Source organism: Caballeronia sp. TF1N1, from assembly GCF_022878925.1.
Lineage (GTDB): Bacteria > Pseudomonadota > Gammaproteobacteria > Burkholderiales > Burkholderiaceae > Caballeronia.
The window spans coordinates 1,366,314-1,390,989 of the sequence record NZ_CP084627.1 but is presented as its reverse complement, the minus strand read 5'-3'; the positions used below and the strand labels follow the sequence as shown (position 1 = coordinate 1,390,989).

The window sequence follows — 24,676 nt, the reverse complement described above, 5'->3', positions numbered from 1 at the left end:
TTATACGGGTGAACCCTCAGAAGAAACATTCGTTTGGAGTTGCCGTGAACACAGCCGACGCAGCATACGCAGTAGCACATGAATATCCAGGCGGATGCGAAGCGCTCGCGCCGCGCCTCGGCATGTCTGGCGCTCTCTTGCGCAACAAGGTCAACACGAACCGAACGCCTGAGAACCGCAACGTGCTGAACTTGGCCGACGCTGTCCGCATGACCGACCTGACGGACGACGAGCGAATCCTCGAAGCCTGGCTTGCTCAGCGCAACGCCGTCATGGTCAAGCTTCCGGACGCTTGCGAAGAGCCCGACAACGAAGAGATCGTCGACAAGTTCATGAGTCTGACCGTGCATTACGGCCAGCTCGCCAAGCGCTTCCGCGAAGCCACCGCTGATGGCGAAGTCGACGATCAAGAGATGGCAGACCTTGAACGCATCGGCGGTTTGATTCACCGCGCCGTCGAGGAAATCAACATGCTGACGAAACGCATCTACCGTCGCGAGCCGCAATCGGCTGCCGCGTCGCTCGTGAAGAAGGCTTCGTGATGAGCGCGAGTCCTGACTTCATCCCTACTGCGTTCCCCGACTTCATCACGACCGGCCGCATGTTCGATGGTCCGCTCACCGCCGAATGGCAAGAGCGCGAGCGCGCGCAGCAGCCGAAGAAGATCTGCATCGCGTGCGGTGCGAAGCAAAACGCCGACGGCTCTTTGCCGTGCGGTCACGACAACGACCTGTGAGGTCATCCATGAATCTCATCGCCATCCATTCGCGCCCCATCGGTGATCAGCCTATTCAGACTGCGAACGCACGCGAGCTGCACGCCTTTCTTGAAGTCGGAAAAGATTTCTCTTCGTGGATCACCAATCGCATTGAGCAATTCGGTTTCATAGCGAACATCGACTACGTGACTTTTCACCAAAACGGGGGAAAAGGTCGGCCGACGATCGAATACGCGGTGACGCTCGACATGGCCAAAGAACTGTCGATGGTCGAGCGCACGGAGAAAGGCAAAGAGGCGCGCCGGTACTTCATCGAGTGCGAGAAGCGTGCAAAAGAACAGCCGGTTTATAGCGTCGCATCGGCGTCAAAGCTGGTTGGCGAACTGGCTATTCTCGAATGCTACAAGCGTTTGCTGAACCCATCGCCGTCTAGCCAAGTGGCAATGCTCGCGCATATCGCAGAGTTTCTGACGTACACGCTGCGCTTCTGGCTCGAAAACATCGAGCAGGAGATCGGCGGCGCCCTGCTGACGGCTCTTGAGCGCGACAAGTTTTACGCGGAGTTCAACGTCGAAGGCTTGCTGCGTGCCGACAGCGCTGCCCGCGCGCAGTACTACACATCGGCGCTTCAAAACGGTTGGCAAAACCGTAATGACGTCCGGAAGAAAGAAAACTTGCCGCCCTTCCAGGGCGGCGATGTCTTCACGGTCCAGTCGAACATGATTCCGCTGGATCAGCTTGGCAAAGCTGCGGCGCGACGAGGGGGTGAAATACACCCGCTACCTCGACTCGAAAGGGATTCCGACAACCGGCGTGGGGCACAACCTGCTAGCGAAGCCGCTGCCGGCCGGATGGACCTATCCGCTGTCAGATAGTCAGGTCGATCAGCTGCTCGAGGACGACCTCGACGACGTGTACGTCGATCTCGATCGCAACCTGTCGTGGTGGCGTGCGCTCGACGATGTTCGGCAGCGGGTCATCGCGAACATGTGTTTCAACATGGGCATTGGACGTCTGCTCGGCTTCACGAAGATGCTCGCGGCGGCGCGCGCAGCGAAATATTCGACGGCCGCGGCCGAGATGCTCGATTCGAAGTGGGCGCGCGAAGACGTCGGCATCGGTACGGCCGCGAAGCCAGGCCGCGCGCTGCGTCTCGCCAACATGATGAGGGACGGCAAATGATTCAGCTTCTAAGCAGTATCGGCCCGTGGATCCTGACTGGCCTCCTGGGTGCATGGGCAATCTTCACGCATCTCAGCGCCAAGGCGAAGGTGGCTGACGCCAAGCAGAAGGCGCAGACCGATGTCGAGGCAGCCCAGACGAAGCAGAAGGTCGCGGAAGACAACCTCAACGCTCGCAAAACGGCGGACGTCCAAGCTGACGCCGATGCGGCAAAGACTGCGGCCGTGGCCGCGCAGGAGAGAACCGATGTTGAAAACACTCAGGCGCGTCTCGATGATGACGCTGCTCGCGACGAGCTTCTCGGGCTGCTTCACGGCTCCGGTACAGACAACCCCGGAACTGGTCAAGGAAGTGCCGGGACCGACCCGGGTCGTCGATAACTCGTGTCTGTATTTCAAGCCCGAGACGCCGACTGATGCCGACGTGCGCGCGATGTCTCGACCGTTCCTTGACCAGGTAACGGCGAACCTCAAAATGGGCATCGCGCACTGCGGCTGGAAGTTAGGCGACCGAAAGTAACGCCGTCTAGAATGCCGCTGTATGTCTTTGATTCTAGTAGTGCCGTGTTGTGCATTTCAGGGCTTGCGATTTCGTGCGGAAAACGAACCTAAGTGGATGACAGGAAAGAGAAAAGCGCGAAAACGCCTAATTACATGCCATGTAATTGGCGAGCCTCACGCGCGCTCCTACTCTCTCATCATCGCGATGCAGCCATGTTGGCCGCAGCGTTCGAGAACAAGGAGCCTCTCATGTCGAACCATACCGTTCATACGATTCAAACCGCCCCCGAGCAATCGAAGCCTGTGCTCGAACGCCTGCAACGAACCTTCGGCCTCGTGCCGAACATCGCGGGCGCGATGGCTGCATCGCCCACGCTGATCAATGGCTTCATCGGCTTATTCGAGCGCGTGCACGCGAGCAGGCTCAGCGAGCCGCAGATTCAGACGCTGCTGCTCACCAACGCGGTGACGAACCGCAGCGAATGGGCCGCCGCGTTTCATACGGCGCTCGCGTTGCAACAGGGCGTGAGCCGCGCCGATGTCGATGCCATCCGCGAAGCACGCTTGCCCGCCGATGGAAACCTCGCCGCGCTCTCGGCGCTGGCGCGCACGCTCATCGACAGGCGCGGCCGGATCGATTGCGCCGACGAGAAGCGTTTCATCGATGCCGGCTTCGGCGCCGCGCAGATACTCGATGTAATCGCGGTCGTGGCGGCATCGACCATCACGAACTACACCGGTAGCGTCACGCAACCGCCGCTCGAAGCGCAGTTCGCCGAGTATGCGTGGCAAGCGCCGACACGTTGAGGAAAGCACATGACGACAGCCGCTCACGCCGAGAAAAGTCGAACGTCGAACGCTATCGGCGACCTGCTGCGTTACTGGCGCAATGTGCGCGGCGTGAGTCAGCTCGGCTTGTCGCTGGACGCGGGCGTATCGCAGCGGCAGATTAGCTTCATCGAAAGCGGCCGCAGCGTGCCGGGCCGGCAGACCGTACTCGATCTTGCCGAGACGCTCGACGTGCCGCTGCGCGAGCGCAATGCGCTGTTGCTTGCAGCAGGCTATGCGCCGCTCTATTCCGATGCGCCGTGGAACGCCGAAGAGATGCAGGGCGTCGTGCGCGCGCTCGAACGCGTGTTGCGTCAGCACGAGCCTTATCCCGCCATCGTCATGGACCGGCATTGGAACGTGCTGATGACCAACGCTGCCGCGCCGCGCTTCTTCAATCGTTTCATCGATATGTCCGCGCGCACGGGGCCGCGCAACATGCTGCATCTGGTGTTCGATCCGCTGGGCATGCGCCCGTTCATCGCGGACTGGGGTAACGTCGCGCGCAGTCTCTTGCAACGCGTGCATCGCGAAGCAGTAGGGCAGTTTGTCGATGAAGGCACGCGTAATCTCTTCGATGCCTTGCTCGCTTATCCCGATGTGCCGCGCGACTGGCGCTCGCGGGAAGTATCGCGCGGCGCTTCCGCGTTGCCGGTCGTGCCGCTCGGCTTCGTTTTCGAAGGTACGGTGCTCGACTACTTCTCGATGGTGACGACGGTCGGCACGCCGCGAACCATCGCCGCGCAGGAGTTGCGCATCGAGTGTCTCTTTCCCGCCGACGATGCAACGGAAGCGCGGCATTTGGCGACGTTCTCGACATAGGCGCTTGCAGCGCATAGAGTGCTTCATTCGACTCTATGAAGGAGAAACGTATGACGACCACGGACAAGGTTGCACTGATCACGGCGGCGGGCAAGGGCATGGGCGCGGCCATCGCGAAGGAACTCGCGGCCAACGGCTACAAAGTCGCGCTGATGTCGCCTTCGGGCAGCGCCGTTACGCTCGCGGAGCAGTTGAACGGCTTCGGCATGACGGGTTCGGTGGCGCAGGACGCGGATATCGAAAAGTTCGTGCAAGGTACGCTCGAAAAATACGGCCGCATCGATGCCGTGGTGAACAACACGGGGCATCCGCCCAAAGGCGATCTCCTCGCACTCGACGACGCCAAATGGCACGAAGGCCTCGACCTCATCATCCTCAACGTGGTGCGTGTGCTGCGCCGCGTAACGCCGGTGTTTCAGAAACAAGGCGGCGGCGCCGTCGTCAATATTTCGAGCTTCGCAGCGGTGGCGCCGGAGCCGGTGATGCCGGTTTCATCGGCGTTGCGTGCGGCGTTGAGCGCATTCACGCGCCTCTATGCGGAGCGGCACGCGGCGGAAAACATTCGCATCAATTCCGTGCTGCCGGGGTTTATCGATAGCTGGCCGGAAACGCCGGAGATCGTCGCACGCATTCCGGCAGGGCGCTTCGGTAAGACCGAAGAGATTGCGAAGACCGTGGCGTTTCTATTGTCGGACGGCGCGGGCTATATCACCGGACAGAACATCCGCGTCGATGGGGGAATCGTTCGGGCGCTTTGAATGCGATGCCCTGCGTCCGGCGTCGCATCGTGTGGCCGTGATCTCAAGGCGCGATGGCGTCCGCCGTTTCCTGATCCCAATACGGCGGCAGCGCCTTGTAAGGATTCGAACCGGCAAGCGACGTGACATACACGCCGCCCGCGCCATGTGTCTTCGCATACTGAACGACGCCCGGCAACTGCGCGGCCGTTGCGCCATACACCATATGCACGAAGCGGTTCTTCGGATATGCGGCTTGCCAGCTCATCGGTTGATAGCGCGCGTAACTCTTGACCGTGTTTTCGAAGACCACGAACTGATCGGCGGTCGGCAGGCTCGCATAAAGCTCGGGAACGTTCGTTCCCGGGTTACCCATGACCGAGTATGTCGACTTCAATCCCTTGATGTAGTTGTAGATGGACTGATAGAACTGGACGTGCGACATCTGGCTATCGGCCGTCATCTCGTCGATGAAAAAGCCATCGACCTTATAAAGCGTCACGTACGCGTTGATGTCCGCCACGACCGCCGACAGAGAGCGCTTTGCATACGACGTCGATACATAGCCAATCACCTTACCGCCCGCCGCATGAAGTCGTGTTACGGCGGCGGCATAGGCGACGTCTTCCTTGATACCGGGACCGCTGTTCGGATTCAGAATGGCCGTAGTCGGAACCTTGCGCGCGGTGGCGGTCAAGCTGTTCCAGTTCGAGACGCTGCTCGTGGCATTGAAATACGAGGGGATGACGACGCTGGTGGCCGTGTTGACCGTTGTGGCCGCGAAGGCTGTGCTAGCGGTGCCCAACAAGGCGGCGAGAGGCATTGCCCACTTCAGACAGTTCAAGCATTTCAAAGCTGCGTTCAGCATTTAGCCTCCTGACGCGGTCATTCGAGCCGCTGTCTTTTGGCCCGCCGCACAGACGGCGGGCAACTGGCAAACTCTCGTTAAGAAAGTCCCTTTAGTTTTGCGTCGCCGGATCACTCCGGTTTTGCCCCTCTCCCCTAACGGCAGGCTTTAAGATTTCTTTAGCGTATTAAAAAGAAATCTTTGGCATCGCTTGATGACGCTTGGACGACTCGTTATCTCTCAGTGCGTTGCCAAACGTTTGCCTTAAAGTTCTATTGAACATGGTCGTTAATGCCTAGCAACGTGCACTGGTTTGTTCAATGCATAAGCGGTCTTGAGCGGCTAAAGGTCATGTGCTATCGTGCGCGCCCTTGGCATTTGAGCAAAAGAATATTGCTTCGCGACCCGCGCAACGCGGGCTTTGCGTAGCGCGATTGCGGCTAGCCGAATGAGCTTGCGGTGACGATTTCCTCAAGGCGATGTCCTTGAGAAAAGCGCGCTGCACTCGTATAAAAATCAAACGGGGAAAAGATCTTGCCGATGGAGAAGTGGACCCGGGCACGCGCCGGTATGTTCTCTTGCGCGCGTGCGGAACGTGCGCCTGAACGTTTCGTGATGCGCGTAATGGCAGCCGTTCTGTTGAGCACGGCGGGCCTTGATCCGTTCATCGCTTATGCGCAAGCGGCGGCGCTGCAGTCCAATGCGCCGCGCGCTTCACAGTCCGCTGCATCTCAACCCAATATCGCTTTCTATTACGCGGCGAATCCGCCTGTCGATCAATTGCAGGCATTCGACGCAGTGGTCATCGACCCGGTAGCGGGCTTCGATCCGTCCATGCATCCGCTCGCGCATACGACATGGATCGCGCGTAGTCAAAGCGGAAATGCCGCTGAAATCGAAGCGCTGTGGCAGCGTGGTTATCGCGGATTTTTCCTCGATACGCCAATCGCTCTTGCCGCAGCCCTTCGAATTCATGCGGCGCATCCGGACGCGCGTCTTATCGCGGGTGGCGAGAACATTGCGCAAAGCGCGTTGCCCTATGCAAGCGCGCTATACGCGGTTGTCGGCGATTCGCTGATTCGCGGTATAGACGAAAGTGGTCAGTTCACGGAAGTTCCTGAAGCGTTGCGCGCACGGCGCATGGCGGCGGCGCGCGAATTCACGCAGCAGAGCGGCGTGCCGGTCGTGTCGATCGAGTATTGCAATCGCAACGACCGGCAGTGCGCGCGCGAAACGGCGAGCCGCGTCGTGTCCGCAGGCATGCTGCCTTACGTGACGAGCAAGGCGCGCGATGTGGTCGGCATCGGCAAGATAGAAGTGCTGCCGCGCAAGATTCTCGTCGTGCAGGACCGCGATACCAAGGACCCGCTCGATTTAAGCGCGGGTGTGCGTGACCTCGCCACGCCGCTCAATTACATGGGCTACGACGTCGAGTACGCCGACTTTTCGTCGCGCTTGCCGGATAACATCACACCCGACCGCTACGCAGGCGTGGTCGCATGGATTCAGCGCGGCGCGGTGCCCGATGCACAAGTCTGGCAACGATGGGTTGCCGCGCGCATGGCGGATCACATTCCTGTCGCGTTTCTCGGTCAGTTCGGTTTCGATGCAGCCGGTTCCGCTGGCGCCGCGCTCGATCTGCAACCGGTCGGCGGAACGTTCGCGGCGCCCGTCACGGTCGTCAAGAGCGATCCGATGATCGGCTTCGAGATCAGCCCGAAACCGGAACCGCGCGATCTGCAAGGCGTGCGCGTGGGTCCGCGCAGTCAAGCTTTGTTGCGCGTCTCGGCAAGCGGAGCAGAGGTGGACCAAGTCGCGCTCACGCCGTGGGGCGGGTACGCGCTGAGTCCTTACACAGTCGTATCGTTGGACAGCATCGAACAGGAACGCTGGGCCATTCAACCGATGGCTTTCATGAAGGCGGCGCTGCATCTGCAAGACATGCCCGCGCCGAGCGTGACGACGGAAAACGGCCGACGCCTTTTCATGTCGCACGTGGATGGCGATGGCTTCGCCTCACGCGCGGAATTCCCCGGTCCCGACTACTCGGGCGAAGCGTTGTATCAGCAGATTTTCACGCGCTATCAAGTGCCGATGACGCTCTCCGTCATTGAAGGCGAAGTCGGTCCTGCCGGTCTGCATCCGGATATCTCGCCCCGTCTGGAAGCCATCGCGCGCAAGATGTTCGCGCTGCCGCACGTCGAGATCGGCACGCATACGTACTCGCATCCGTTTCAATGGGAACAGGTCGACAGCAAGGGCGCACAGATGGATCGCGGCGGTGGCGACGCGGCGTTCTCGTTGAATATCCCGGGATATCGCTTCAATATCGATCGTGAGATCACGGGCTCGATCGACTATATCAACTCGCGTCTTGCACCTGCCGGCAAGAAGACCGTGCTCCTGCAATGGTCCGGCGACTGCCGTCCGCCTGGCTTCGTCGTGCGCAAGGTGGCCGAGGCGGGCGTCTACAACTTCAATGGCGGCGATACCGTCATCACGAAGTCGGCCAATAGCTGGACCAATATCGCGCCTGTCGGTGTGGACAAGGGACCCCGCGCGTATCAGGTCTATGCGCCGAATCAAGACGAGAACGTCTATACGAACGACTGGCAAGGTCCGTTCTATGGCTTCACGCGCGTGCTGGAAACGTTCGCGATGACCGAGCGTCCGCAGCGCTTCAAGCCGATCGACATCTATTACCACATGTATAGCGGCACCAAGGTGGCGTCGCTGCGCGCGTTGGATCAGATCTTTTCGACGACACTCAAGCAGCCGGTGATGCCGGTCTATGTGAGCGAGTACATCCGCAAGGTGCTCGACTGGCATACCTTCGCGGTGGCAAAAGACATCGATTCGAAGTCCGGTCAATGGCTCGTGCGCGGCAATGGCGAAGTGCGCGAATTGCACTGGCCGCAAGCGGCAAAGCCATCGGTCGATGATGCTTCGGGCATCACGGGTTTCGCGCCGGGGCCTGACGGTACTTACATCCATATCGATAACGGCAGTGCGCGTTTTGCCATGGGCGGTACAACGACCGCGCCGTATATCGAAGAGGCAAATGGTTTCGTGCGCAACTTTAGCCGCACGCCGCAAGGCATGCAGTTCGAATTTGCCGGCCACTATCAGCCGTTCGTCAGGGTAGCGAACGCGCAGCAGTGCAAGGTCCGCGTCAACGGTCAGAGCGTTGCTGCCCGACGCGATGGCGATCTCCTGCGCTTCGACACATCGGCCGATGTCGGATCTATCTTGAACTACAAGCTGGTCGAGGTCGCCTGTGCTCGTTAATCGCCCTCGTATTGCGCCAACGTGGCTCGTGATGTTGCTCGCGGGCGTCGTGTTGATCACGCTATGGTTCATGCATCCGCGTGGCGGATTGCGCAACCGCTTGACATCCACCGATGCACCGAGCGATCTCAGCATCGCTTATCTCGAAGCGTGGCTGCGCGTGCAGCCCGGCAACACGGAGATTCTCTCGGTGCTCGGCACGCAATACGTGCGTCTCGGGCGCGATGAAGATGCGCGCCGCATTGCTGACCGCATGGCCGCCGCGCCTGGTGACGAGCTTCATCGCGCCGCACAGTTGCTGCGCCTGACCGTGGATACGCGCGAGACCTTCGCATTGCCCGCGAACGATCCGGGCCGCGAGGCCGCGCTGGTTCGCCTGCGCACGCAACTGACCAACGCGGCGGCGCTGTCGTGGTCGAATGCGGACTTGCAAATCCTGGCCGAAGCGGCTGCATCCGCAAATGCGCAACAGCTTGCGGGGCAGCTCTATGCGCGGCTTGCCGTGCAGGACCCGGCACAACAGACGCGCTGGAATCGCGAAGTGGTGCGCTTTGCCATGTATGGCGGCGACTATCGCGGCGCGGCGGAAGGCTGGTTCCGTTTGCAAGCGAAGGCACCCACGTTCGATGCGAAGCGTGATTGCTTCATCAACGGCATTCGCGCGCTGCAGTCGGGCAATCTGCTCGATGAAGCGCTTGGCGCCGCGAAGGAACATGGCGCGGCGTTCGCGCACGATCACGCGACGCTTGTCGTGCTGCTGAATCTGGCCCGCGCGGCGCATCGGCCGGACCTCGTGGATCGTTATGCAAAGGCGCTCGCGGGTTATGCGCAAGCGCAGCCAACGGATGAAGACGGCGCGCTACGGCTGGTCGCGTATCTTCGCGAGCGCGCATCACAGAAAGAATATGCGTATATGGATGGTTCGCAGCCGATGCATACGCACCGTCACGATGTGCATGTCGTTCGTGTTGCTACGCCTGCATCGGCTCCGAGCGCCACGGACGATGTCCCGGGTCTCCTGTATCAATCGTTCCTCGAATCGAACGACTTGCAGAACGCACAGCGCGTCGCGAGCGAACAGGTCGAGAAGAATCCCGGCTCGACGGTGTGGACGAAGCGGCTCGCTCAAGTATCCGAATGGAATCACGCGTCGCCGCTCGCGCTCAAGATGTGGCTCGCTTACGCGCAAGCCACGCACGACCCGGAAGGCTGGAAAAACGTCATGCGTCTGGCTCCGATGCTCAACGACGACAACGCGTATCTCGCCGCGTTGATCCAGGCATCGAATGCCGCACCCGCCGATCTCAAGCTGCTCGACTCGGTCGTCGCGGCATACGAACGTCTCGGCCGTCCGGACGATGCACTGGCGTTCCTGCGCACCCGTCAGCGCACGATATCGAACGAGGCCATCGTTTTGCGGCTTGGCCAACTCGCGGAACGCTCGGGCCACGACGACGAAGCGCTCGCCGCTTATCGCGCGTTGAACAAGCGCAATCCGGCGAACACGCAATACGCATTGCGCACCGCGAGCCTTTTGTATCGTCATGGCGACTACAAGGGTGCGCTCGATGCCTTGCTCGCTGCACGCCAAGGCGCCAGGAACGATGACATTCTGTTCTGGCGCAACGCGGCGCAACTCGCGCGTCTTCTGCAACGCGATGACATCGCCAACGACGCGTACAAGCATCTGCTTGCAAGCGGCGAGGCCACGCCCGAAGACTTGAGCGCGATGACGTACTTCTACGACGCTTATCCAGTCGATGCCGCTCGTACCTCGGAGTTGCAGTATCGCCGCGATCGTTCGCCGCGCTCACTGGAAAGCGCAGTCCACTATTACACCGATGCCGAGCAATACGATCGCGCCGATGCATTGCTCAAGAGCCTGAGCCCGGAGCAACTCGCCGTTGCGTCGGAGTCGCCGTCGTTCCTGCGCATTCGCGCCGAATACTATCGACAGACGAACCGTCCGCTCGATGCGCTCGCCGATCTTCAACATGCCGTCACGCTGCCGGGTGCCGCGCTCGACTTGCGCGCGGCATTGCTCTGGACGCTCGTCGACTACGGCACGGATGCGCAATTGCACGACGCGCTCAAGCCATGGCGCGATACGCCTGCGCAAGAGCCCGCGTTGTGGGGCCCGCTCGCTGCTGCCTATATGCGCTTGAACAAGCCTGAAGCCGCGCTCAAGTACTTGCGTCTGCAAGCGGCGTCCGCATCGCGTGATCCGCTGTGGCAGTTGAGCTATGCCGAGGCGCAAGAGATGGCCGGACGCAGCGAGCTCGCATGGTCCATTCGCCGCAATGTCTGGCGCCAGATGCAGGACGAGGAAGCGGCCGTTCGCGCGAACACGGCGGTGGGAAGGAACATCGTGCAGACGCGCCAATCGCAAGGCAGTGAAGTGCGTGAACAACTGCAAGGCCGGCGCGTGACGCTGGCATCGATATTCGAGAACGCGGATGTATCGAAGGCATTGCTGATCGACCTGCTCGCAACCGATGCCGGGCGCAACGACGACACCGCCGCACGCCGCACCTTGCTGGGCGATACGGCCGGTCTGCCTGCTGCGCAATTGAAGGCATCGAACGCAAGTGCATCTGCGAAAGAGTCACAACTGACGTCGTCCGTTGCACGCGATGTCGCGCTTGCCTGGGCCATGTCGCACGAAGCGAATCCGTTGGCGAAGCGCTGGCTCGCGCGTCAATACGCCGACGTGCTGGTTCAGCCTTCGGAGCAGTTGATCGCCATTGCGCTTGCCGACAACGACAAGCCCGCGATGGAACGTCTTCTCGATGATCAGAAGGCGCGCCTGCCGATCTATGACCGTATCGATGCATCGATCGCGGTGGATCGTCCGGGCGATGCACAAAAGCTCGCGTTTCAAGGCCTCGAAGATGCGCCCTATGACGATGAACTGCATGGCCGCCTCGTGCAGACCTCACTGACGTGGCCGCAATCGCTCGATGCAAGCGTCACGAGTTATGTCGAACATCCGCTCGATTACATCGAGCAGACGCTTGGCGGCAGCCTCAAGATCGCGGACAAATACATGATCGGCGTGAAGGGCGTTCAACGCTTCCAGCATTCGACGGATTCATCGCAACTCACCGATGTCCCTTCGGTGGATCGCTCGTTGGAAGTCTTCGCGCGCCGCCAGACTTACGACACGGCGTTCATGGTCACCGTGGGCCGCCGCGAAGCGCTCGACAGTTTTTACAGCGTATCGGCGGGTGCGGAATGGGGCCGAAATTCCGCGTTGTCGCTCGCCGTGAAGGCGGGCTACAACCAGACCGCACGCGAGTCGCAAGTGTTGCAAGTGGGCGGTGTGAAGGACAACGTCGCAGGCACCGTGACGTATCGCGCGACGGAAAGCCTCTATGCCACGGGCACGGTCGAAGCCGATCGCTTCTATAGCCAAGCGCGTAACTATCTCGGTAGCGGCGTGCTGTCGACGGGCGAGATCGGTTATCGCATTCGCACGAATTATCCGGACTACACGCTGCGCCTGATGGGCGCGCATGGCGGATACGGCGCAAGTGGCGCCGCCGATGGCCTGATCTCGCGCCTCATTCCGGTGACCGCCGGTCCGGTGAGTGCGGCGAGCTTCATTCCGCAAAGCTACTCGCAATACGGCCTGTTCTTCGGTTTCGGCAACGATCTGCTCGATCAATACACGCGCGCATGGCGGCCATTCTTCGATGCAGGCGTGCTGCACGACTCGAATCAGGGCTGGGGACCGTCCATCAGTCTTGGCCTCGCGGGCACTGTGTTCGGCGGCGATCATGCGGCGCTTTACTTCTCGCATCAGCGTGTGTCGCGTCTCGGTACGCCGGTCACGCAAATCGGTGCGCGCTATAGCTGGTTTTATTGAAACGATTCTGGATCCACGGAAGGGGAAGCAACATGCACGGTATCAAACGACTCGCGCGTTCAGGCGCATGGTGTGTGGCGGCAACCGCGCTCGCGCTTGCAATGAGCGCATGCGGAACGGTGCGTCAGACGGCCGGCCCGACGCTCACGCATGGCGACAAGGTGGCTGTCGTGTCCATCGCCAACTACACGGAAACGCCGGATGCGGGCAAGAGCGCCGAATCCATCGCGGCGAATACGCTGCGCGCAGGCGGTATCGGTGATGTATGTATCGCTCCCGCCGATACCAACCGCAACGCGCTCTTCGATAACGCGCAACGCGGCGATGGCGACAAGTCGCTCGAATGGGCACGCTCGCAAAACGCGCGCTATGTGCTGACGGGCGCGGTCGAGGAATGGCGCTACAAGACCGGCGTAGATGGCGAACCGGTAGTGGGCGTGACCTTCGAACTGATCGATGTCGCGAACGGCTCGGTCGTCTGGAGCGCAACGGGAACGCGTACGGGCTGGAGCCGCTCGGCATTGTCGAGTGTGGCGACCACTTTGATCGGCAATGTGCTGTCGCCGTTGCAAGCGCGCCAGTAAGTCGCCGATCAAGCTTGCCCGCCTGCCGCCGACATACAGAATGCAGGCCGATACGAAATAAGCACGAGACAAGAAAAGGAAATGGCCGTGAATACCGCAGCCGTCGAAACCAACCCGGGCGCCGCCAAGCGCCACGCGCATCCGTTCGGCAATTTGGGCCGCGTGCGCCGCTTTCTCGCGCCCGCGGTGGCGCGGCCCTTCGCTATCGTCGAAAGCGTCGCGCTGATGCTCATCATGCTGTCTGTCGCGCGCTGGCTTCAGCATGACGATCCCTTACTCGTGCGCGGCGGCTTTCCGTGGCTATGGATGGTGCCGCTGCTCGTCGCGTTGCGCTACGGTACGCTGCTTGGCTTGCTGTCCAGCTCCATCATGTTCGGTGTGTGGGAGTTGTTCTATCCGCCGGGCGGCACGTTTCCCGCGTTGTATTTCGCGGGCGGTCTTTGTCAGACGATCCTTGCCGGTCATTTCGGCGATACGTGGGGCAGCCGCGCGGAACGTGCATCGTCGCTGAACGACTATCTGAACGACCGCCTCGTTGCGTTGACCAACAGTCACTACTTGCTGCGTCTTTCGCATGAGCGGCTTGAGAAGGATCTGCTGTCGCGTCCGACGACGTTGCGCGATTCGATCACCGAGTTGCGGCGGCTTTCCGTCGCCGGCGACACGGCGAAGAACGATTCATCGATGCGCGGCGCGGATGGCCTGCTCGAGTTCATCGCGCAAGCATGTCAAATTGAAGTGGCCGCGCTTTTTCCGGTGCATCGGGGCAAACTGGGCATGGAGCCGATCGCCCAACTCGGCGATGCCTTCACGCTCAAGCTCGACGATGAACTCGTCATGCATGCGCTCGCCACGCAAAACGTCGCGCATCTGAAGAACGTCGATTCGACCGTGCCGGTCAGCGAGTATCTCGTCTGCGCGCCGCTGGTTTCCGCCGATGGCGAATTGCGTGCGTTGCTCGTCATCAAGCGCATGCCGTTCCTGTCGCTCAACTTCGACAATCTGCAACTCCTGCTGGTGCTGTTGGGTTACTACGCCGATGGCGTGGCGCACGCGTCCTTCGTGCAGCGCATCGTCGATCAGGTACCCGATTGCCCGCATGAATTCGCGCTCGATCTCGGCCGTCTGACGCGTCTGCAGAAGAAGGCGGGCGTGGCTTCCTCGCTGGTCGCGCTCGTGTTTCCGCGCGATGAAGAAGGCGATGAACTCTTCGAACACGTCATACGCCGCCGCCGTTCGCTCGACGTCATGTGGCCCGTGCAGACGCCGCGGCAATCCGTGCTGCTCAATCTCATGCCCGCAACGGATACGACCGGCATCGACGGCTATCTCGCGCGTATCGAAGCAAGTCTGAAAGCGCAGTTCAATACCGACCTCGAAGGCGCGCGCGTTGGCGTGCATACGCTGCATCTCGAAGGCGAGGAACCGGGTGCGGCGCTCAAGCGTCTTCTCAAGCGAAGTGGCCTCGATGTCTAAAGGGTCCTCATTCCTCGTCGGCGCGCTCGCGGCTATCGTCGCGGGAACGGTGCAATACCTTGCGATTGCGAGCCTGATGCAGGCGCCGGGCGCGTTCGATCCGCTCATGCGCTTCCTGGCTTGGCAGGCCGCAGCGGGTCTGGCCGAAGCCGTTGCGTTTCGCGCCTGGTTGCCGCGGAACTATCGCAAGCCGCTTGCGTGGTCGTTGCTCTCGTTGTGGCTTGCGTGCACGTTCGTACCGCTCTTGGGTGGCGTCGTGGTGCTCGTGAGCTGTATCTGGGCAGCGCTCTTCCCCGCGCTTAAGGAAAGCGGCGAACTCGACGATGTCGCGCGTCCCAAGTTCGTCACGTATCTGGTATCGCGCGTTCAGCATGGCGGCGGCGCGCGCTTGCAGGCACGTCTTGCGAACACGCAGGTGGCATCGACGGATCGACTGTCCGCGTTGGTTGCCATTCAGAGCATGCCGACCCGCACCACCGGCACCTTGCTGCGCGACTTGCTCGCCGATCCCCTGGAAGACATTCGCCTGATTGCATACGGCACGTTGGACCATGCCGAGAACGAGATCATGCAGAAAATCTTCAGAACGAGCAAAACGCTCGAAGCAACCGAGAAGCCCGCCGAGCGTCACGCGCTGAATCGACTGCTTGCCGAACTCTACTTCGAGCTCGTGTACCAGAATCTCGTGCAAGGCGCGGTCTATAAGCACACGCTGCAGCAAGCCGACCGCTACGCGCAAGCCGCGCTCGAAATCGATTCATCGGATGCCGCACTGTGGCTCATTCGCGGACGTCTGGCGCTTGCAAGCGGCTTGCCCGATGAAGCGCATGAACACATTGGCCGCGCGCTCGAGCTCGGCTTTCCGCGCGAACGTCTCGTTCCCTGGCTTGCCGAAGCGGACTTTCTGCGCGGCGAATATTCACGCGTGGCGAACCTTCTGGCGACGCTCGGCAATGCCGCTTCGTTGCCCACGCTCAAACCGGTTGTGAAGTACTGGTCATGATGAAAGAACTCCCGATCCGCCGCGCCGCCGATGCCGATGTCTGCCTTCTCCTCGAAGGCACGTTCCCGTTCGTGCGCGGCGGGGTATCGAGCTGGGTCAACGAGATGATCCGCTCTTACCCCGACACACGCTTCGCGATCGTCTTCATAGGCAGCCAGAAGTCGGACTATGCGGGCGTCGCTTATGCATTGCCCGACAACGTCGTGCATATCGAAACGCATTACCTGTACGAGCCGACCACGGCGGATTTTACGCCGCGCGCGGCCGCTGGCGACAGCGCCGCATTCGTGCGCTCGCAGCAGCTGCACGACACCTTGCGCGACCCGCGTAACGGCCGCGATGCTGGCGCGTTGCTCGCCGACATGATCCCGATGATCGGCACGAGCGGCGCGCTCAACGAAGAGCAGTTCCTCACGAGTCGCGCGGCGTGGCATACCATCGTCGATCAATACGAGCAGTTCTGCACGGACCCGTCCTTCACCGATTACTTCTGGACCGTGCGTATCATGCACAAGCCGCTGTGGCAGCTTGCGCGCGTGGCGGAGCAGTTGTTGCCGGCCAAGGTTTATCACACGGTATCGACGGGATATAGCGGCTTTCTCGGCGCGTTGATGCACTACCGTACCGGAAGGCCCTTGCTGATCTCCGAGCATGGCATCTATACGAAGGAACGCAAGATCGACTTGCTGCAAAGCCAGTGGATTCGCGACAACCGCGGTGTGTTCGAACGCGACATCTCGCGCGTGAGTTACTTCCGCGAACTGTGGGTGCGTTTCTTCGAAGCGATCGGCAAGCTTGCCTACGACGCCGCCGACGATATCGTCGCGCTCTACGAAGCGAATCGCCAGCGTCAGGTGACGGACGGTGCGCGTGCCGAGCGCACGCAGTGTATCCCCAACGGTATCGACGTCGATGCGCTCGGGCCGCTCGTCGCGCAACGCAAGCCGCGTTCGAATCGCGTGGTTGCGCTGATCGGACGTGTGGTGCCGATCAAGGACATCAAGACTTTCATTCGCGCGATCTTCATCGCGTCGCGCAGCATGCCGGACCTGGAAGGCTGGATCATCGGACCGGAAGAAGAAGATCCCGCCTATGCGCTCGAATGCCGCGCATTGGTGGAGAGTCTCGGCTTGAGCCGCAATCTCAAGTTTCTCGGCTTTCAGCGTATTGACGACATGCTGCCGCAAGTCGATGTCATCGCACTGACCTCGATCAGCGAAGCGCTGCCGCTCGTGGTGCTCGAAGGTTTCGCAGCGGGCGTGCCGGCCATCACGACGGATGTCGGGTCGTGCCGCCAATTGATCGAAGGCGTGGATGAGGAAGATCGCGCGCTCGGATCGGCGGGCGGCGTCGTGCAGCTTGCGGACCCGGCCGCGTTCGCGCAGGCCGTGCTGTCCTTGCTCGCGGATGAAACGCGCTGGCAAGCCGCACAACAAGCCGGTCTCGCACGCGTGCGCCGCTATTACACGAAGAAGCAGATGATCGACCGTTATCGCGCGCTGTATGACCGTCTGTCGGCACTGCCGGATCGAGCGCGCAGCGGCATGTCGGCCAGCGCCGCGCAATGCCCGATGCATCATCACAAACCGGCAGGCGCCGCGAAAGAGCCGCTTGCATCGCAGGAGTCACGCTGATGGCCGGCATTGGTTTCGAATTGCGCAAGATCATGCGCCGCGACACGCTCGCGGGCGTGGCGCGCGCGTATGCCTATGCAGGGTTGATCAGTTCAGGTCCGCTCATTCTGTCGATCTTCGGCATTTTGATCATCGGGCTCATCAGCCTGGCTTCAGTCATACCGAAGTTTGCGATCGTGCAGTTTCAGGTGTCGGTGACATATTTGATCGCGCTTAGTCTGATATTGACAGGACCGTTGCAACTCTCGTTCACGCGCTACATTTCCGACCGCTTGTTCGAGAAGCGCGATGACCTCGTGCTGTCCAATTACAACGGCGTCGTGCTCGTGTCTTCGGCTCTTTCGAGCGTGGTTGCGGTCGTTGCGATGTTGCTGGGCTTTCGTGAAGAGCCGATCGTCTATCGCCTGTTGATGATTACCGGCTTCGTCGTGGTCAGCAATATCTGGATCGCGGTGATCTTTCTGTCGAGCGTGAAGCAGTATCGGCAGATTCTTTACGTGTTTGCCGTGGGTTATGCGTGCGTCGTTTGTCTTGCGCTCGCATTGAACGGCTATGGACTCATCGGTTTGCTGGGCGGTTTCGTGGCCGGCCATATCGTCTTGCTGGCGGGTTTGTCGGGCTTGATCTACCGGAACTATCGCAGCGAGCGCTTCGTGTCGTTCGAAGTGTTCGAAGGACGTTATGCCTATCCTAGTCTCGCGCTCGTCGGCTTGCTGTTCAATATCGGCGTGTGGCTCGACAAGTTCATGTTCTGGTATGCGCCGGGCACGGGTACGCGAGTCATTGGGCCGCTGAATGCATCGGTGATCTACGACATCCCCATTTTTATCGCTTACGTATGCGTGATGCCGGGCATGGCGACGTTCCTCGTGCGTATCGAAGCGGACTTCGTCGAATACTACGACGCGTTCTACGACGCCGTGCGCAGCGGCGCGACGCTGCGCCATATCAGCGAGATGCGCGACATGATGGTGGGCAGCGTGCGTGCCGGACTCTATGAAATCATCAAGGTGCAGACGGTGGTGCTGCTGCTGATCGTCGCGTTCGGTGAGCGCGTGCTGGGCTTGCTCGGCATCTCGCCCTTGTATATGCCGCTTTTGGTCGTCGATGTTGTGTCCGCGAGTCTGCAAGTGCTGCTGCTCGGCCTGCTCAACGTCTTCTTCTATCTCGATGGACGACGCACCGTCATGAAGCTCACCGGCGCGTTCGTTCTGTTGAATGGCCTTTTTACGGGCATTACGTTGCGGCTCGGACCGGATTTCTACGGCTATGGGTTCGCACTGGCGTTGCTCGTCGTCGTGGTGGCCGCCGTGAAGGTGCTCGACCGCAAGTTCCTGTCTCTCGAATACGAGACTTACATGCTGCGCGGCTGAGTGGCTTAACGACATGAACAAATTCGTCCGACGATCTGGCCTGCGCGCATTGCTGCATTTCGCGAGAATCGCCGCCTTCGGGGCGATGGTGACTGCCGCGCACGCGCAAACGACATCGGTCGCGCTGTATTACGGCGCAAATCCGCCTGTCGAGGAACTCACCGGTTTCGATGTCGTCGTAGTCGAGCCCGATGCACATTTCGATCCGCAAGCTCATGCGGATACGCACACGGCGTGGTTTGCTTACGTGAGCATCGGCGAAGTGAATCCGCATCGCGCTTACTTCAAGGCGATTCCGTCTGCGTGGATGCCTGGCGTGAATCAGGCGTGGGCGTCGCACGTGGTGGATCAAACGGCGGCGCAATGGCCGGCGTTCGTCGTAAACAAGGTTATCGCGCCGTTGTGGAAGAAGGGTTATCGCGGCTTCTTTCTCGATACGCTCGATTCGTATCAGCTGATCGCCACGACCGATGCCGCGCGTGCGGCACAGGAAGCGGGACTCGTGCGCGTCATTCGCGCCATCAAGGCGCGTTATCCGGAAGCGAAGCTGATCTTCAATCGCGGCTTTGAAGTGCTGCCTCAAGTGCATGAATCAGCCTGGATGGTCGCGTTAGAATCGCTGTATCGCGGCTGGGATGCAGGCAAGCAACGCTATACGGAAGTACCGCAGGCCGACCGCGACTGGCTGCTGATGCAGGCCACGACCATACGCGATCGATACCATCTGCCGGTCCTTTCGATCGACTATTGCGCACCCGCCGATGCCGATTGCAAGGTCGCGACGGCCGCACGCATCGCGGCCGACGGCATCGTGCCCTATGTCACCGATGGCGCGCTCGCTACGGTAGGCACAGGAGCGCCACTAGCGAATTGAACGCAACGAAGAACAACATCATCTGAGAGAGCAAAGCCATGTATGGCATCGTCGGCGCCATACCCAACGCAATATCGTTCCCGTATTGATCGAAGGGCTGCACGGATGTGGATAAGCCGCGGACTCTGGCTGAGTCGGTCACGGTGGAGTGAGGGGCCATTGCGAACACTGAGCAGCAGCGTGTTCCTTGGTCTCACCCATTATCCCCACCCGCCACGGCCAGCACCGCACCCGTGATATACGCCGCCTCATCCGAGGCAAGAAAGAGAATCGGCGCTATCTGCTCGTCGAGCGTGCCGTAACGCTTGAGGAAGGTCGACTCGGTGACCTGCTTGACCGCCTCGCCCATCCATGCTTTCTCTTGCTCGCTATCGCCTGAGGCGTTACGAGGCACTCGTCGCGGAGGTGCCTCTGTCCCGCCGGGCGCAGCCGCAACGACGCGGATGTTGTACGCGCCGTACTCCATCGCAAGCGATTGAGTCATCGCGTTTACGCCGCCCTTCGCCGCGGAGTACGGTACGCGCCGAATCCCGCGAGTCGCATTCGATGAAATGTTGACGATGGTGCCGCAACCCTGCGCGAGCATGTACGGAAGCACGGCATGACACGCGTAAAGCGTTGGCATAAGCGAACGCCGGATCTCCGCATCGATATGCGCGGGCTCGAACTCCGCGAAAGGGCGCATGCGAATGGCGCCGCCCACGCCGTTGATGAGAATGTCGATCCGACCGAACCTGTTCTTTGCAAAAGCCATTGTCGATGCCGCACCGTCGTAGGTTTCGAGATCGGCGATAAACGCAACCGCATCATGGCTTTGTGCTTCAGCGGCGACTTCCGTCACGAAGTCCGCTCGATCGACGAATAGAACCTTCGCTCCTTCCGCGATCGCACGAAGCGCAACGCCCCGCCCGATCCCTTGCGCCGCGCCTGTGACCACCATGACTTTGCCGGCGAATCGGTTGGTGTTCATGCGGTCTCCGGCGCGGCGTTAGGGGTGAACTTCTCGTAGTGAAAGCTATTCGGCTTCACGCCGGTATCGTCGAAGTACTTGCGCACGGCATCGACCATTGGAGGAGGACCGCAGAGATAGACATCGACGTCACCGTCATTCAATGACTCTGCCGACATGTGCTGCGTGACCCAGCCTTTGCGTGGATGATCCGATTCGGCATCGGCCACGACGGTGCTGTAAGTGAAGTGCGGGAGCTTCATGGCATACGCAGCTATTGCATCGGTTTGCACGAGGTCGAGGTCTCGCGTCACACCGTAGATGAGATGAACCCTCTGCTGCGCGCTTGTCCGGTATAAGACTTCCAGCATCGACAAGAAGGGCGCTAAACCAGTGCCACCCGCAAGAAAGAGCAACGGCCGCTCGACGGGGCGCAGATAGAAGCTACCCAGCGGCCCGGTCAATTGGGTCTTGTCGCCCGGCTGCGCGGATTCGAGCCAGGTACTCATTACGCCGCCCGGAATCTTTTTGATCAGGAAGCTGACCTTGCTTTCACCAGGCGCGGAAGAGAACGAATAGGAGCGATGCTGCCCGCTGCCCGGCACATCGATATTGACGTATTGACCGGCGAGGAACACAGGCGCGGCAGCTTCGACATCGAATTCGAGCACGACGGCTGCGTCGTTATGCGGTTCGACCTTCGCGACGGTCGCGGCAAATTTGCTTTGCTCGGTCTTGCACACTACTGACGATGCCGGCACTGCAATCACGCAGTCGCTTTGCGGCACCATCTGGCACGTGAGGACAAGGCCGGTTTCCTTTTCGTCGTCGCTTAGCGCGTCTTCGATATAGTCGTCGCCGAGGTCGTACGCGCCGCTTTCCGCGCGGCATTTGCAGGTGCCGCATACGCCGTCGGAGCAATCCATCGGCAAGTTGATCCGGGCTCGAAATGCGGCATCGAGGACCTTCTCGCCCGCCTTGCATTCGACAAAGCGAGTCACGCCGTCTTCGAAGTTCAATGCGATGTTGTAGCTAGACATGTTGTCTCCTGCTTCGTGTCTCGTTCCCATCAAGCACTTCAGACGTGATAGACGTCGAGTACCTGGCGGATATAGTCGTTCTTCAACGCAATCTTCTTGCTGGCAATCAAGAGACGGTCATCCACCTTGCGGAAGGTAACGAAAATGGTGCCGAAGAAATAGTCGGTCATCTTGTAGCGATGGCTCTGCGTAGTGAAGTTGTAGCGCACGTCCACTTCGTTCGCGCGTTCGGCCAGCAGCTCGACGTTCGTCACGTTGTGGCTGGTGCGCGGTTCCGGCATCGACGCACCGCTGCGCTCGGTCTTGATGCGGAACACTCGATCTTCCAGGCCGCCACGGTCGGCGTAGTACATCAAGGAGATTTGACTGTGCGGGTCGTCGGTGAGCTTGTCATCGTCGTCCCAGGCGGGCATCCAGTACTCGACGTCTTCGGTGTAGCAAGCGAGCCACTCGTCCCACTGACGGTCATCCAGAAAGCGCGCCTCTTGATAGAGCGCGGCACAGACCTTTTGATAGTCGATGCTCATACCGTCGCCTCCGTCTGTTCCTTGCGTAGAGCTTCGCGCATGATGTGCATCCAGTACTCGTGTTGCACCACGAAGAGCCCTTCGTCTTCGCTGCGCTCGCCCGAGACAAGCGGCTTCAGTCCCATGCCTTTTGCGTTCGCATCGGGTCCGTGCACCCATAGCGGCGCGCCGCGCGACATGTCATTCCACATCGATGTCGTGCTCGCATAGCCCGCCTGACACGCGCGAAATTCTTCGAGGTCGTCGCTCGTGCCCATGCCCGAGACGTTGAAAAAATCTTCGTATTGACGAATGCGGATGGCACGGCTTTCCGCGCTCTCGCCTTTGGGTGCGAAGCAGAAGATGTTCACTTCGGTCTTGTCGACGCTGATCGGGCGGATCACGCGAATCTGCGTGCTGAACTGGTCCATCAAGAACACGTTCGGATACACACAAAGATTGCGCGTCTGATTGACGATGTACTTCGCCTTTTCGTCGCCCACGCGTGCTGCGATCTCATCGCGATGTTGATACACCGGACGCACTTCCGGATTCATCGTGTTGGTCCAAAGCAGGATATGTCCATGCTCGAAGCCATATACGCCAGCGACGGACTTGCTCCAGCCGTTGGCATCGACGGCCTTCGTGCCTTCGACCTTGCGACGGCCCATGGTTGCAGCGTAGTTCCAGTGCACGGTGCTGACGTGATAGCCGTCGCAGCCATTTTCCATCTGCATCTTCCAGTTGCCGTCGTAGATGTACGAGGAATTGCCGCGCAACACTTCGAGACCTTCAGGCGCCTGCGAGACGATCTGATCGATGATGACCTTGGTCTCGCCGAGATAGTCTTCGAGCGGCATGACGTCTTCGCTCAGGCTGCCGAAAAGGAAGCCACGGTAGTTCTGAAAGCGCGCAACCTTCTTCAAGTCGTGCGAGCCTTGCTTATTGAACTGCACCGGGTACTCGGTCGTCTTCTCGTCCTTGACCTTCAATAGCTTGCCTGCGTTGGAAAACGTCCAGCCGTGGAACGGGCACGTGAAGCTGCCCTTGTTGCCGTGCTTGCGACGGCAGAGCATCGCACCCTTGTGTGCGCAGGCATTGATGACGGCGTGCAATTCGCCGACCTTGTCACGCGTGATGACGATCGGCTGACGGCCGATCCACGTGGTGTAGTAGTCGTTGTTGTCCGGAATCTGGCTCTCGTGCGCGAGATACACCCAATTACTCTCGAAGATGTGCTTCATTTCGAGTTCATACAAATCGGCGTTCGTGAAAATATCGCGGCGGCAGCGGAACACACCGCTTTCCTTGTCATCCTGAACGGCGTTGTTCAGCAAGTCGTCCAGTTGTCGCGCTTTATCGATGGTTGCGGGCATGACTCGTCTCCCTATGCAGGCTTCGTGCGAAGCGCTTGCATCGGTTCAAAGAATTTGTGAAAGAGGTTTGGCCGCGTAACAGCGGCGGCCGCGCGGGCGGTTAAGCCGCGACAGATACGCGAGGGCGATTGACCAGCTGGTTGTCCTTACCCTGAACCAGCGGAGTCAACTCGATGTTGAATTCGATTTCCTTGTACGCGTCGGACTTGAGTCCCAGCGCAGCACCGCCCGTCTTCCCGATCACGCGCGGCACGAGTTCTTCTCGAGTCGCATAGGCAAAATCATCCCAGATGAGCGGGTCGCCTTCGATGTTGATTTGCGTCGTGAGCTTGCGAGTCTTGTCGCTAGTCACGAAGAAATGCACGTGGGCCGGACGATTGCCATGGCGCGCGATGAGGTCGAGCAGTTGCTGAGTCGCGCCGTGCGGCGGGCAGCCGTAACCCACGGGCATGAGCGTGCGGAATTCGTACTTGCCATCGGCACCCGTCTTTACCGCGCCCCGAAGATTGAAGGCGTCTTGCGCCCCCGTCGGGTCGAAGTGCGAATAGAAGCCCTTCGAGTTTGCGTGCCAGCATTCCACGACCGCATTCGGTACGGGCTTGCCATCCGGGCTCGTCACCGTGCCGCGGATGATGAGCGGACCCGCGTCTTCGTCCGCGTTGATGTCGATTCTGGAGACACCATCACGCACCGGAGCGCCGGCAACGTACAACGGACCTTCAATGGTGCGCGGCGTGCCGCCGTGGATATCTGCTTCACGGTCTTCCGCATCCATGCGGATGTCGAGATACTTCTCGATACCGAGACCAGCGGCCAAGAGTGCAGCCTCGCCATCTTGTCCGAGCTTGTTGAAGTAGGTCACGCCGGCCCAGATCTCGTCGGGTGTCATATCGAGGTCGTCGATGGCCTTGAAGAGGTCACCCAGCAAGCGATGAGTGATCTGCTTGGCGCGTGCGTTACCGTCCTTGCTTCCGAGATTCGCAGCGGCCTTCAAGAGGTCCTGCGCTTCCTTCGAATCGAACACTTTGACGCTCATTTGTCTGCTCCTGAATCTCTTGTTCGGTGGGGGTT

The 24,676-nt window shown here is 60.3% G+C and carries 22 protein-coding genes, 1 pseudogene and 1 riboswitch; of the genes and pseudogenes, 17 read left to right on the top strand and 6 right to left on the bottom strand.

What is annotated here, in order from left to right; translation table 11 throughout:
• Positions 1 to 8: 8 nt before the first annotated feature.
• The 8 genes from LDZ28_RS20460 to LDZ28_RS20425 all read left to right on the top strand — a co-directional run bounded on the left by LDZ28_RS20460 (position 9) and on the right by LDZ28_RS20425 (position 4,808).
• The gene (locus LDZ28_RS20460) at positions 9 to 542 is read left to right on the top strand and encodes a YmfL family putative regulatory protein (RefSeq protein WP_370652171.1); all 534 of its coding nucleotides are present in this window, start codon (positions 9 to 11) and stop codon (positions 540 to 542) included.
• Positions 542 to 736 carry a hypothetical protein gene (locus LDZ28_RS20455; protein WP_244828911.1) on the top strand — a complete coding sequence of 65 codons (195 nt, stop codon included), beginning with the start codon at positions 542 to 544 and terminating at the stop codon, positions 734 to 736. The genes LDZ28_RS20460 and LDZ28_RS20455 overlap by 1 nt, the downstream gene beginning before the upstream one ends.
• An 8-nt stretch (positions 737 to 744) precedes the next feature.
• Positions 745 to 1,593: a phage portal protein gene (locus tag LDZ28_RS20450; RefSeq protein WP_244828910.1), complete on the top strand. Its 849-nt coding sequence runs from the start codon at positions 745 to 747 to the stop codon at positions 1,591 to 1,593.
• The gene (locus tag LDZ28_RS20445) at positions 1,532 to 1,900 is read left to right on the top strand and encodes a glycoside hydrolase family protein (protein WP_244828909.1); all 369 of its coding nucleotides are present in this window, start codon (positions 1,532 to 1,534) and stop codon (positions 1,898 to 1,900) included. The genes LDZ28_RS20450 and LDZ28_RS20445 overlap by 62 nt, the downstream gene beginning before the upstream one ends.
• Complete coding sequence (locus LDZ28_RS20440) at positions 1,897 to 2,280, top strand: hypothetical protein (RefSeq protein ID WP_244828908.1); 384 nt, start codon at positions 1,897 to 1,899, stop codon at positions 2,278 to 2,280. The genes LDZ28_RS20445 and LDZ28_RS20440 overlap by 4 nt, the downstream gene beginning before the upstream one ends.
• Before the next feature lie 369 nt (positions 2,281 to 2,649).
• A complete protein-coding gene (locus tag LDZ28_RS20435; protein ID WP_244828907.1) occupies positions 2,650 to 3,207 on the top strand; it encodes a carboxymuconolactone decarboxylase family protein in 558 nt (185 codons plus the stop codon).
• Between the two features lie 9 nt (positions 3,208 to 3,216).
• Positions 3,217 to 4,050 carry a helix-turn-helix domain-containing protein gene (locus LDZ28_RS20430; protein WP_244828906.1) on the top strand — a complete coding sequence of 278 codons (834 nt, stop codon included), beginning with the start codon at positions 3,217 to 3,219 and terminating at the stop codon, positions 4,048 to 4,050.
• 50 nt (positions 4,051 to 4,100) lie between these two features.
• Positions 4,101 to 4,808, top strand: a complete 708-nt coding sequence (locus tag LDZ28_RS20425) for an SDR family oxidoreductase (protein ID WP_309848310.1) — start codon at positions 4,101 to 4,103, stop codon at positions 4,806 to 4,808.
• 43 nt (positions 4,809 to 4,851) lie between these two features.
• Here the strand turns inward: LDZ28_RS20425 and LDZ28_RS20420 are convergent, their stop codons facing one another.
• The gene (locus tag LDZ28_RS20420; protein ID WP_370652170.1) at positions 4,852 to 5,484 is read right to left on the bottom strand and encodes a spherulation-specific family 4 protein; all 633 of its coding nucleotides are present in this window, start codon (positions 5,482 to 5,484) and stop codon (positions 4,852 to 4,854) included.
• Between LDZ28_RS20420 and LDZ28_RS20415 the strand changes: the two genes are divergently transcribed.
• From LDZ28_RS20415 to LDZ28_RS20375, 9 genes and pseudogenes are all read left to right on the top strand, one after another.
• Positions 5,474 to 5,659: a hypothetical protein gene (locus tag LDZ28_RS20415; protein WP_244829746.1), complete on the top strand. Its 186-nt coding sequence runs from the start codon at positions 5,474 to 5,476 to the stop codon at positions 5,657 to 5,659. The two genes, LDZ28_RS20420 and LDZ28_RS20415, sit on opposite strands and share 11 nt — an antisense overlap.
• Before the next feature lie 51 nt (positions 5,660 to 5,710).
• Positions 5,711 to 5,791: riboswitch (cyclic di-GMP riboswitch) on the bottom strand.
• A 467-nt stretch (positions 5,792 to 6,258) separates the two neighbouring features.
• Positions 6,259 to 8,922 carry a sugar ABC transporter gene (locus LDZ28_RS20410; protein ID WP_244828904.1) on the top strand — a complete coding sequence of 888 codons (2,664 nt, stop codon included), beginning with the start codon at positions 6,259 to 6,261 and terminating at the stop codon, positions 8,920 to 8,922.
• Positions 8,912 to 12,790 carry a tetratricopeptide repeat protein gene (locus LDZ28_RS20405; RefSeq protein WP_244828903.1) on the top strand — a complete coding sequence of 1,293 codons (3,879 nt, stop codon included), beginning with the start codon at positions 8,912 to 8,914 and terminating at the stop codon, positions 12,788 to 12,790. The genes LDZ28_RS20410 and LDZ28_RS20405 overlap by 11 nt, the downstream gene beginning before the upstream one ends.
• A 32-nt stretch (positions 12,791 to 12,822) precedes the next feature.
• Positions 12,823 to 13,374: a penicillin-binding protein activator LpoB gene (locus LDZ28_RS20400; protein ID WP_244828902.1), complete on the top strand. Its 552-nt coding sequence runs from the start codon at positions 12,823 to 12,825 to the stop codon at positions 13,372 to 13,374.
• An 87-nt stretch (positions 13,375 to 13,461) separates the two neighbouring features.
• Positions 13,462 to 14,850, top strand: coding sequence for a PelD GGDEF domain-containing protein (locus LDZ28_RS20395; RefSeq protein ID WP_244828901.1), 1,389 nt, complete (start codon positions 13,462 to 13,464; stop codon positions 14,848 to 14,850).
• Positions 14,843 to 15,853, top strand: a complete 1,011-nt coding sequence (locus tag LDZ28_RS20390; protein WP_244828900.1) for a hypothetical protein — start codon at positions 14,843 to 14,845, stop codon at positions 15,851 to 15,853. The genes LDZ28_RS20395 and LDZ28_RS20390 overlap by 8 nt, the downstream gene beginning before the upstream one ends.
• Positions 15,850 to 17,487, top strand: a complete 1,638-nt coding sequence (gene pelF / locus LDZ28_RS20385) for a GT4 family glycosyltransferase PelF (RefSeq protein ID WP_244828899.1) — start codon at positions 15,850 to 15,852, stop codon at positions 17,485 to 17,487. Before LDZ28_RS20390 ends, pelF begins: the two co-directional genes overlap by 4 nt.
• Entirely contained in the window at positions 17,487 to 18,860 is a 1,374-nt protein-coding gene (gene pelG, locus LDZ28_RS20380) for an exopolysaccharide Pel transporter PelG (protein ID WP_244828898.1), read from the top strand. Before pelF ends, pelG begins: the two co-directional genes overlap by 1 nt.
• Positions 18,861 to 18,873: 13 nt before the next feature.
• A pseudogene (locus LDZ28_RS20375) lies at positions 18,874 to 19,716 on the top strand (endo alpha-1,4 polygalactosaminidase); the annotation flags it as partial.
• Between the two features lie 211 nt (positions 19,717 to 19,927).
• Here the strand turns inward: LDZ28_RS20375 and benD are convergent.
• The 5 genes from benD to catA all read right to left on the bottom strand — a co-directional run bounded on the left by benD (position 19,928) and on the right by catA (position 24,641).
• Positions 19,928 to 20,704 (bottom strand): benzoate diol dehydrogenase BenD, encoded by a 777-nt coding sequence (gene benD / locus LDZ28_RS20370; RefSeq protein WP_244828897.1) that lies wholly within the window; start codon positions 20,702 to 20,704, stop codon positions 19,928 to 19,930.
• On the bottom strand, positions 20,701 to 21,723 hold the full coding sequence (gene benC / locus LDZ28_RS20365; RefSeq protein ID WP_244828896.1) for a benzoate 1,2-dioxygenase electron transfer component BenC: 1,023 nt from the start codon (positions 21,721 to 21,723) through the stop codon (positions 20,701 to 20,703). Before benC ends, benD begins: the two co-directional genes overlap by 4 nt.
• Before the next feature lie 38 nt (positions 21,724 to 21,761).
• Positions 21,762 to 22,250 carry a benzoate 1,2-dioxygenase small subunit gene (benB, locus tag LDZ28_RS20360; protein ID WP_244828895.1) on the bottom strand — a complete coding sequence of 163 codons (489 nt, stop codon included), beginning with the start codon at positions 22,248 to 22,250 and terminating at the stop codon, positions 21,762 to 21,764.
• Positions 22,247 to 23,605 (bottom strand): Rieske 2Fe-2S domain-containing protein, encoded by a 1,359-nt coding sequence (locus LDZ28_RS20355; protein ID WP_244828894.1) that lies wholly within the window; start codon positions 23,603 to 23,605, stop codon positions 22,247 to 22,249. The genes benB and LDZ28_RS20355 overlap by 4 nt, the downstream gene beginning before the upstream one ends.
• Before the next feature lie 100 nt (positions 23,606 to 23,705).
• On the bottom strand, positions 23,706 to 24,641 hold the full coding sequence (gene catA, locus LDZ28_RS20350) for a catechol 1,2-dioxygenase (RefSeq protein ID WP_244828893.1): 936 nt from the start codon (positions 24,639 to 24,641) through the stop codon (positions 23,706 to 23,708).
• Positions 24,642 to 24,676: the final 35 nt, after the last annotated feature.

Excerpts from the sequence above, each read along its gene's own strand:
- LDZ28_RS20455 (WP_244828911.1), top strand. The coding sequence starts at position 542 with ATGAGCGCGAGTCCTGACTTCATCCCTACTGCGTTCCCCGACTTCATC.
- LDZ28_RS20450 (WP_244828910.1), top strand. The coding sequence starts at position 745 with ATGAATCTCATCGCCATCCATTCGCGCCCCATCGGTGATCAGCCTATT.
- LDZ28_RS20440 (WP_244828908.1), top strand. The coding sequence starts at position 1,897 with ATGATTCAGCTTCTAAGCAGTATCGGCCCGTGGATCCTGACTGGCCTC.
- LDZ28_RS20435 (WP_244828907.1), top strand. The coding sequence starts at position 2,650 with ATGTCGAACCATACCGTTCATACGATTCAAACCGCCCCCGAGCAATCG.
- LDZ28_RS20430 (WP_244828906.1), top strand. The coding sequence starts at position 3,217 with ATGACGACAGCCGCTCACGCCGAGAAAAGTCGAACGTCGAACGCTATC.
- LDZ28_RS20425 (WP_309848310.1), top strand. The coding sequence starts at position 4,101 with ATGACGACCACGGACAAGGTTGCACTGATCACGGCGGCGGGCAAGGGC.
- LDZ28_RS20410 (WP_244828904.1), top strand. The coding sequence starts at position 6,259 with ATGGCAGCCGTTCTGTTGAGCACGGCGGGCCTTGATCCGTTCATCGCT.
- LDZ28_RS20400 (WP_244828902.1), top strand. The coding sequence starts at position 12,823 with ATGCACGGTATCAAACGACTCGCGCGTTCAGGCGCATGGTGTGTGGCG.
- LDZ28_RS20390 (WP_244828900.1), top strand. The coding sequence starts at position 14,843 with ATGTCTAAAGGGTCCTCATTCCTCGTCGGCGCGCTCGCGGCTATCGTC.
- pelF (WP_244828899.1), top strand. The coding sequence starts at position 15,850 with ATGATGAAAGAACTCCCGATCCGCCGCGCCGCCGATGCCGATGTCTGC.
- pelG (WP_244828898.1), top strand. The coding sequence starts at position 17,487 with ATGGCCGGCATTGGTTTCGAATTGCGCAAGATCATGCGCCGCGACACG.
- benD (WP_244828897.1), bottom strand. The coding sequence starts at position 20,704 with ATGAACACCAACCGATTCGCCGGCAAAGTCATGGTGGTCACAGGCGCG.
- benC (WP_244828896.1), bottom strand. The coding sequence starts at position 21,723 with ATGTCTAGCTACAACATCGCATTGAACTTCGAAGACGGCGTGACTCGC.
- benB (WP_244828895.1), bottom strand. The coding sequence starts at position 22,250 with ATGAGCATCGACTATCAAAAGGTCTGTGCCGCGCTCTATCAAGAGGCG.
- LDZ28_RS20355 (WP_244828894.1), bottom strand. The coding sequence starts at position 23,605 with ATGCCCGCAACCATCGATAAAGCGCGACAACTGGACGACTTGCTGAAC.
- catA (WP_244828893.1), bottom strand. The coding sequence starts at position 24,641 with ATGAGCGTCAAAGTGTTCGATTCGAAGGAAGCGCAGGACCTCTTGAAG.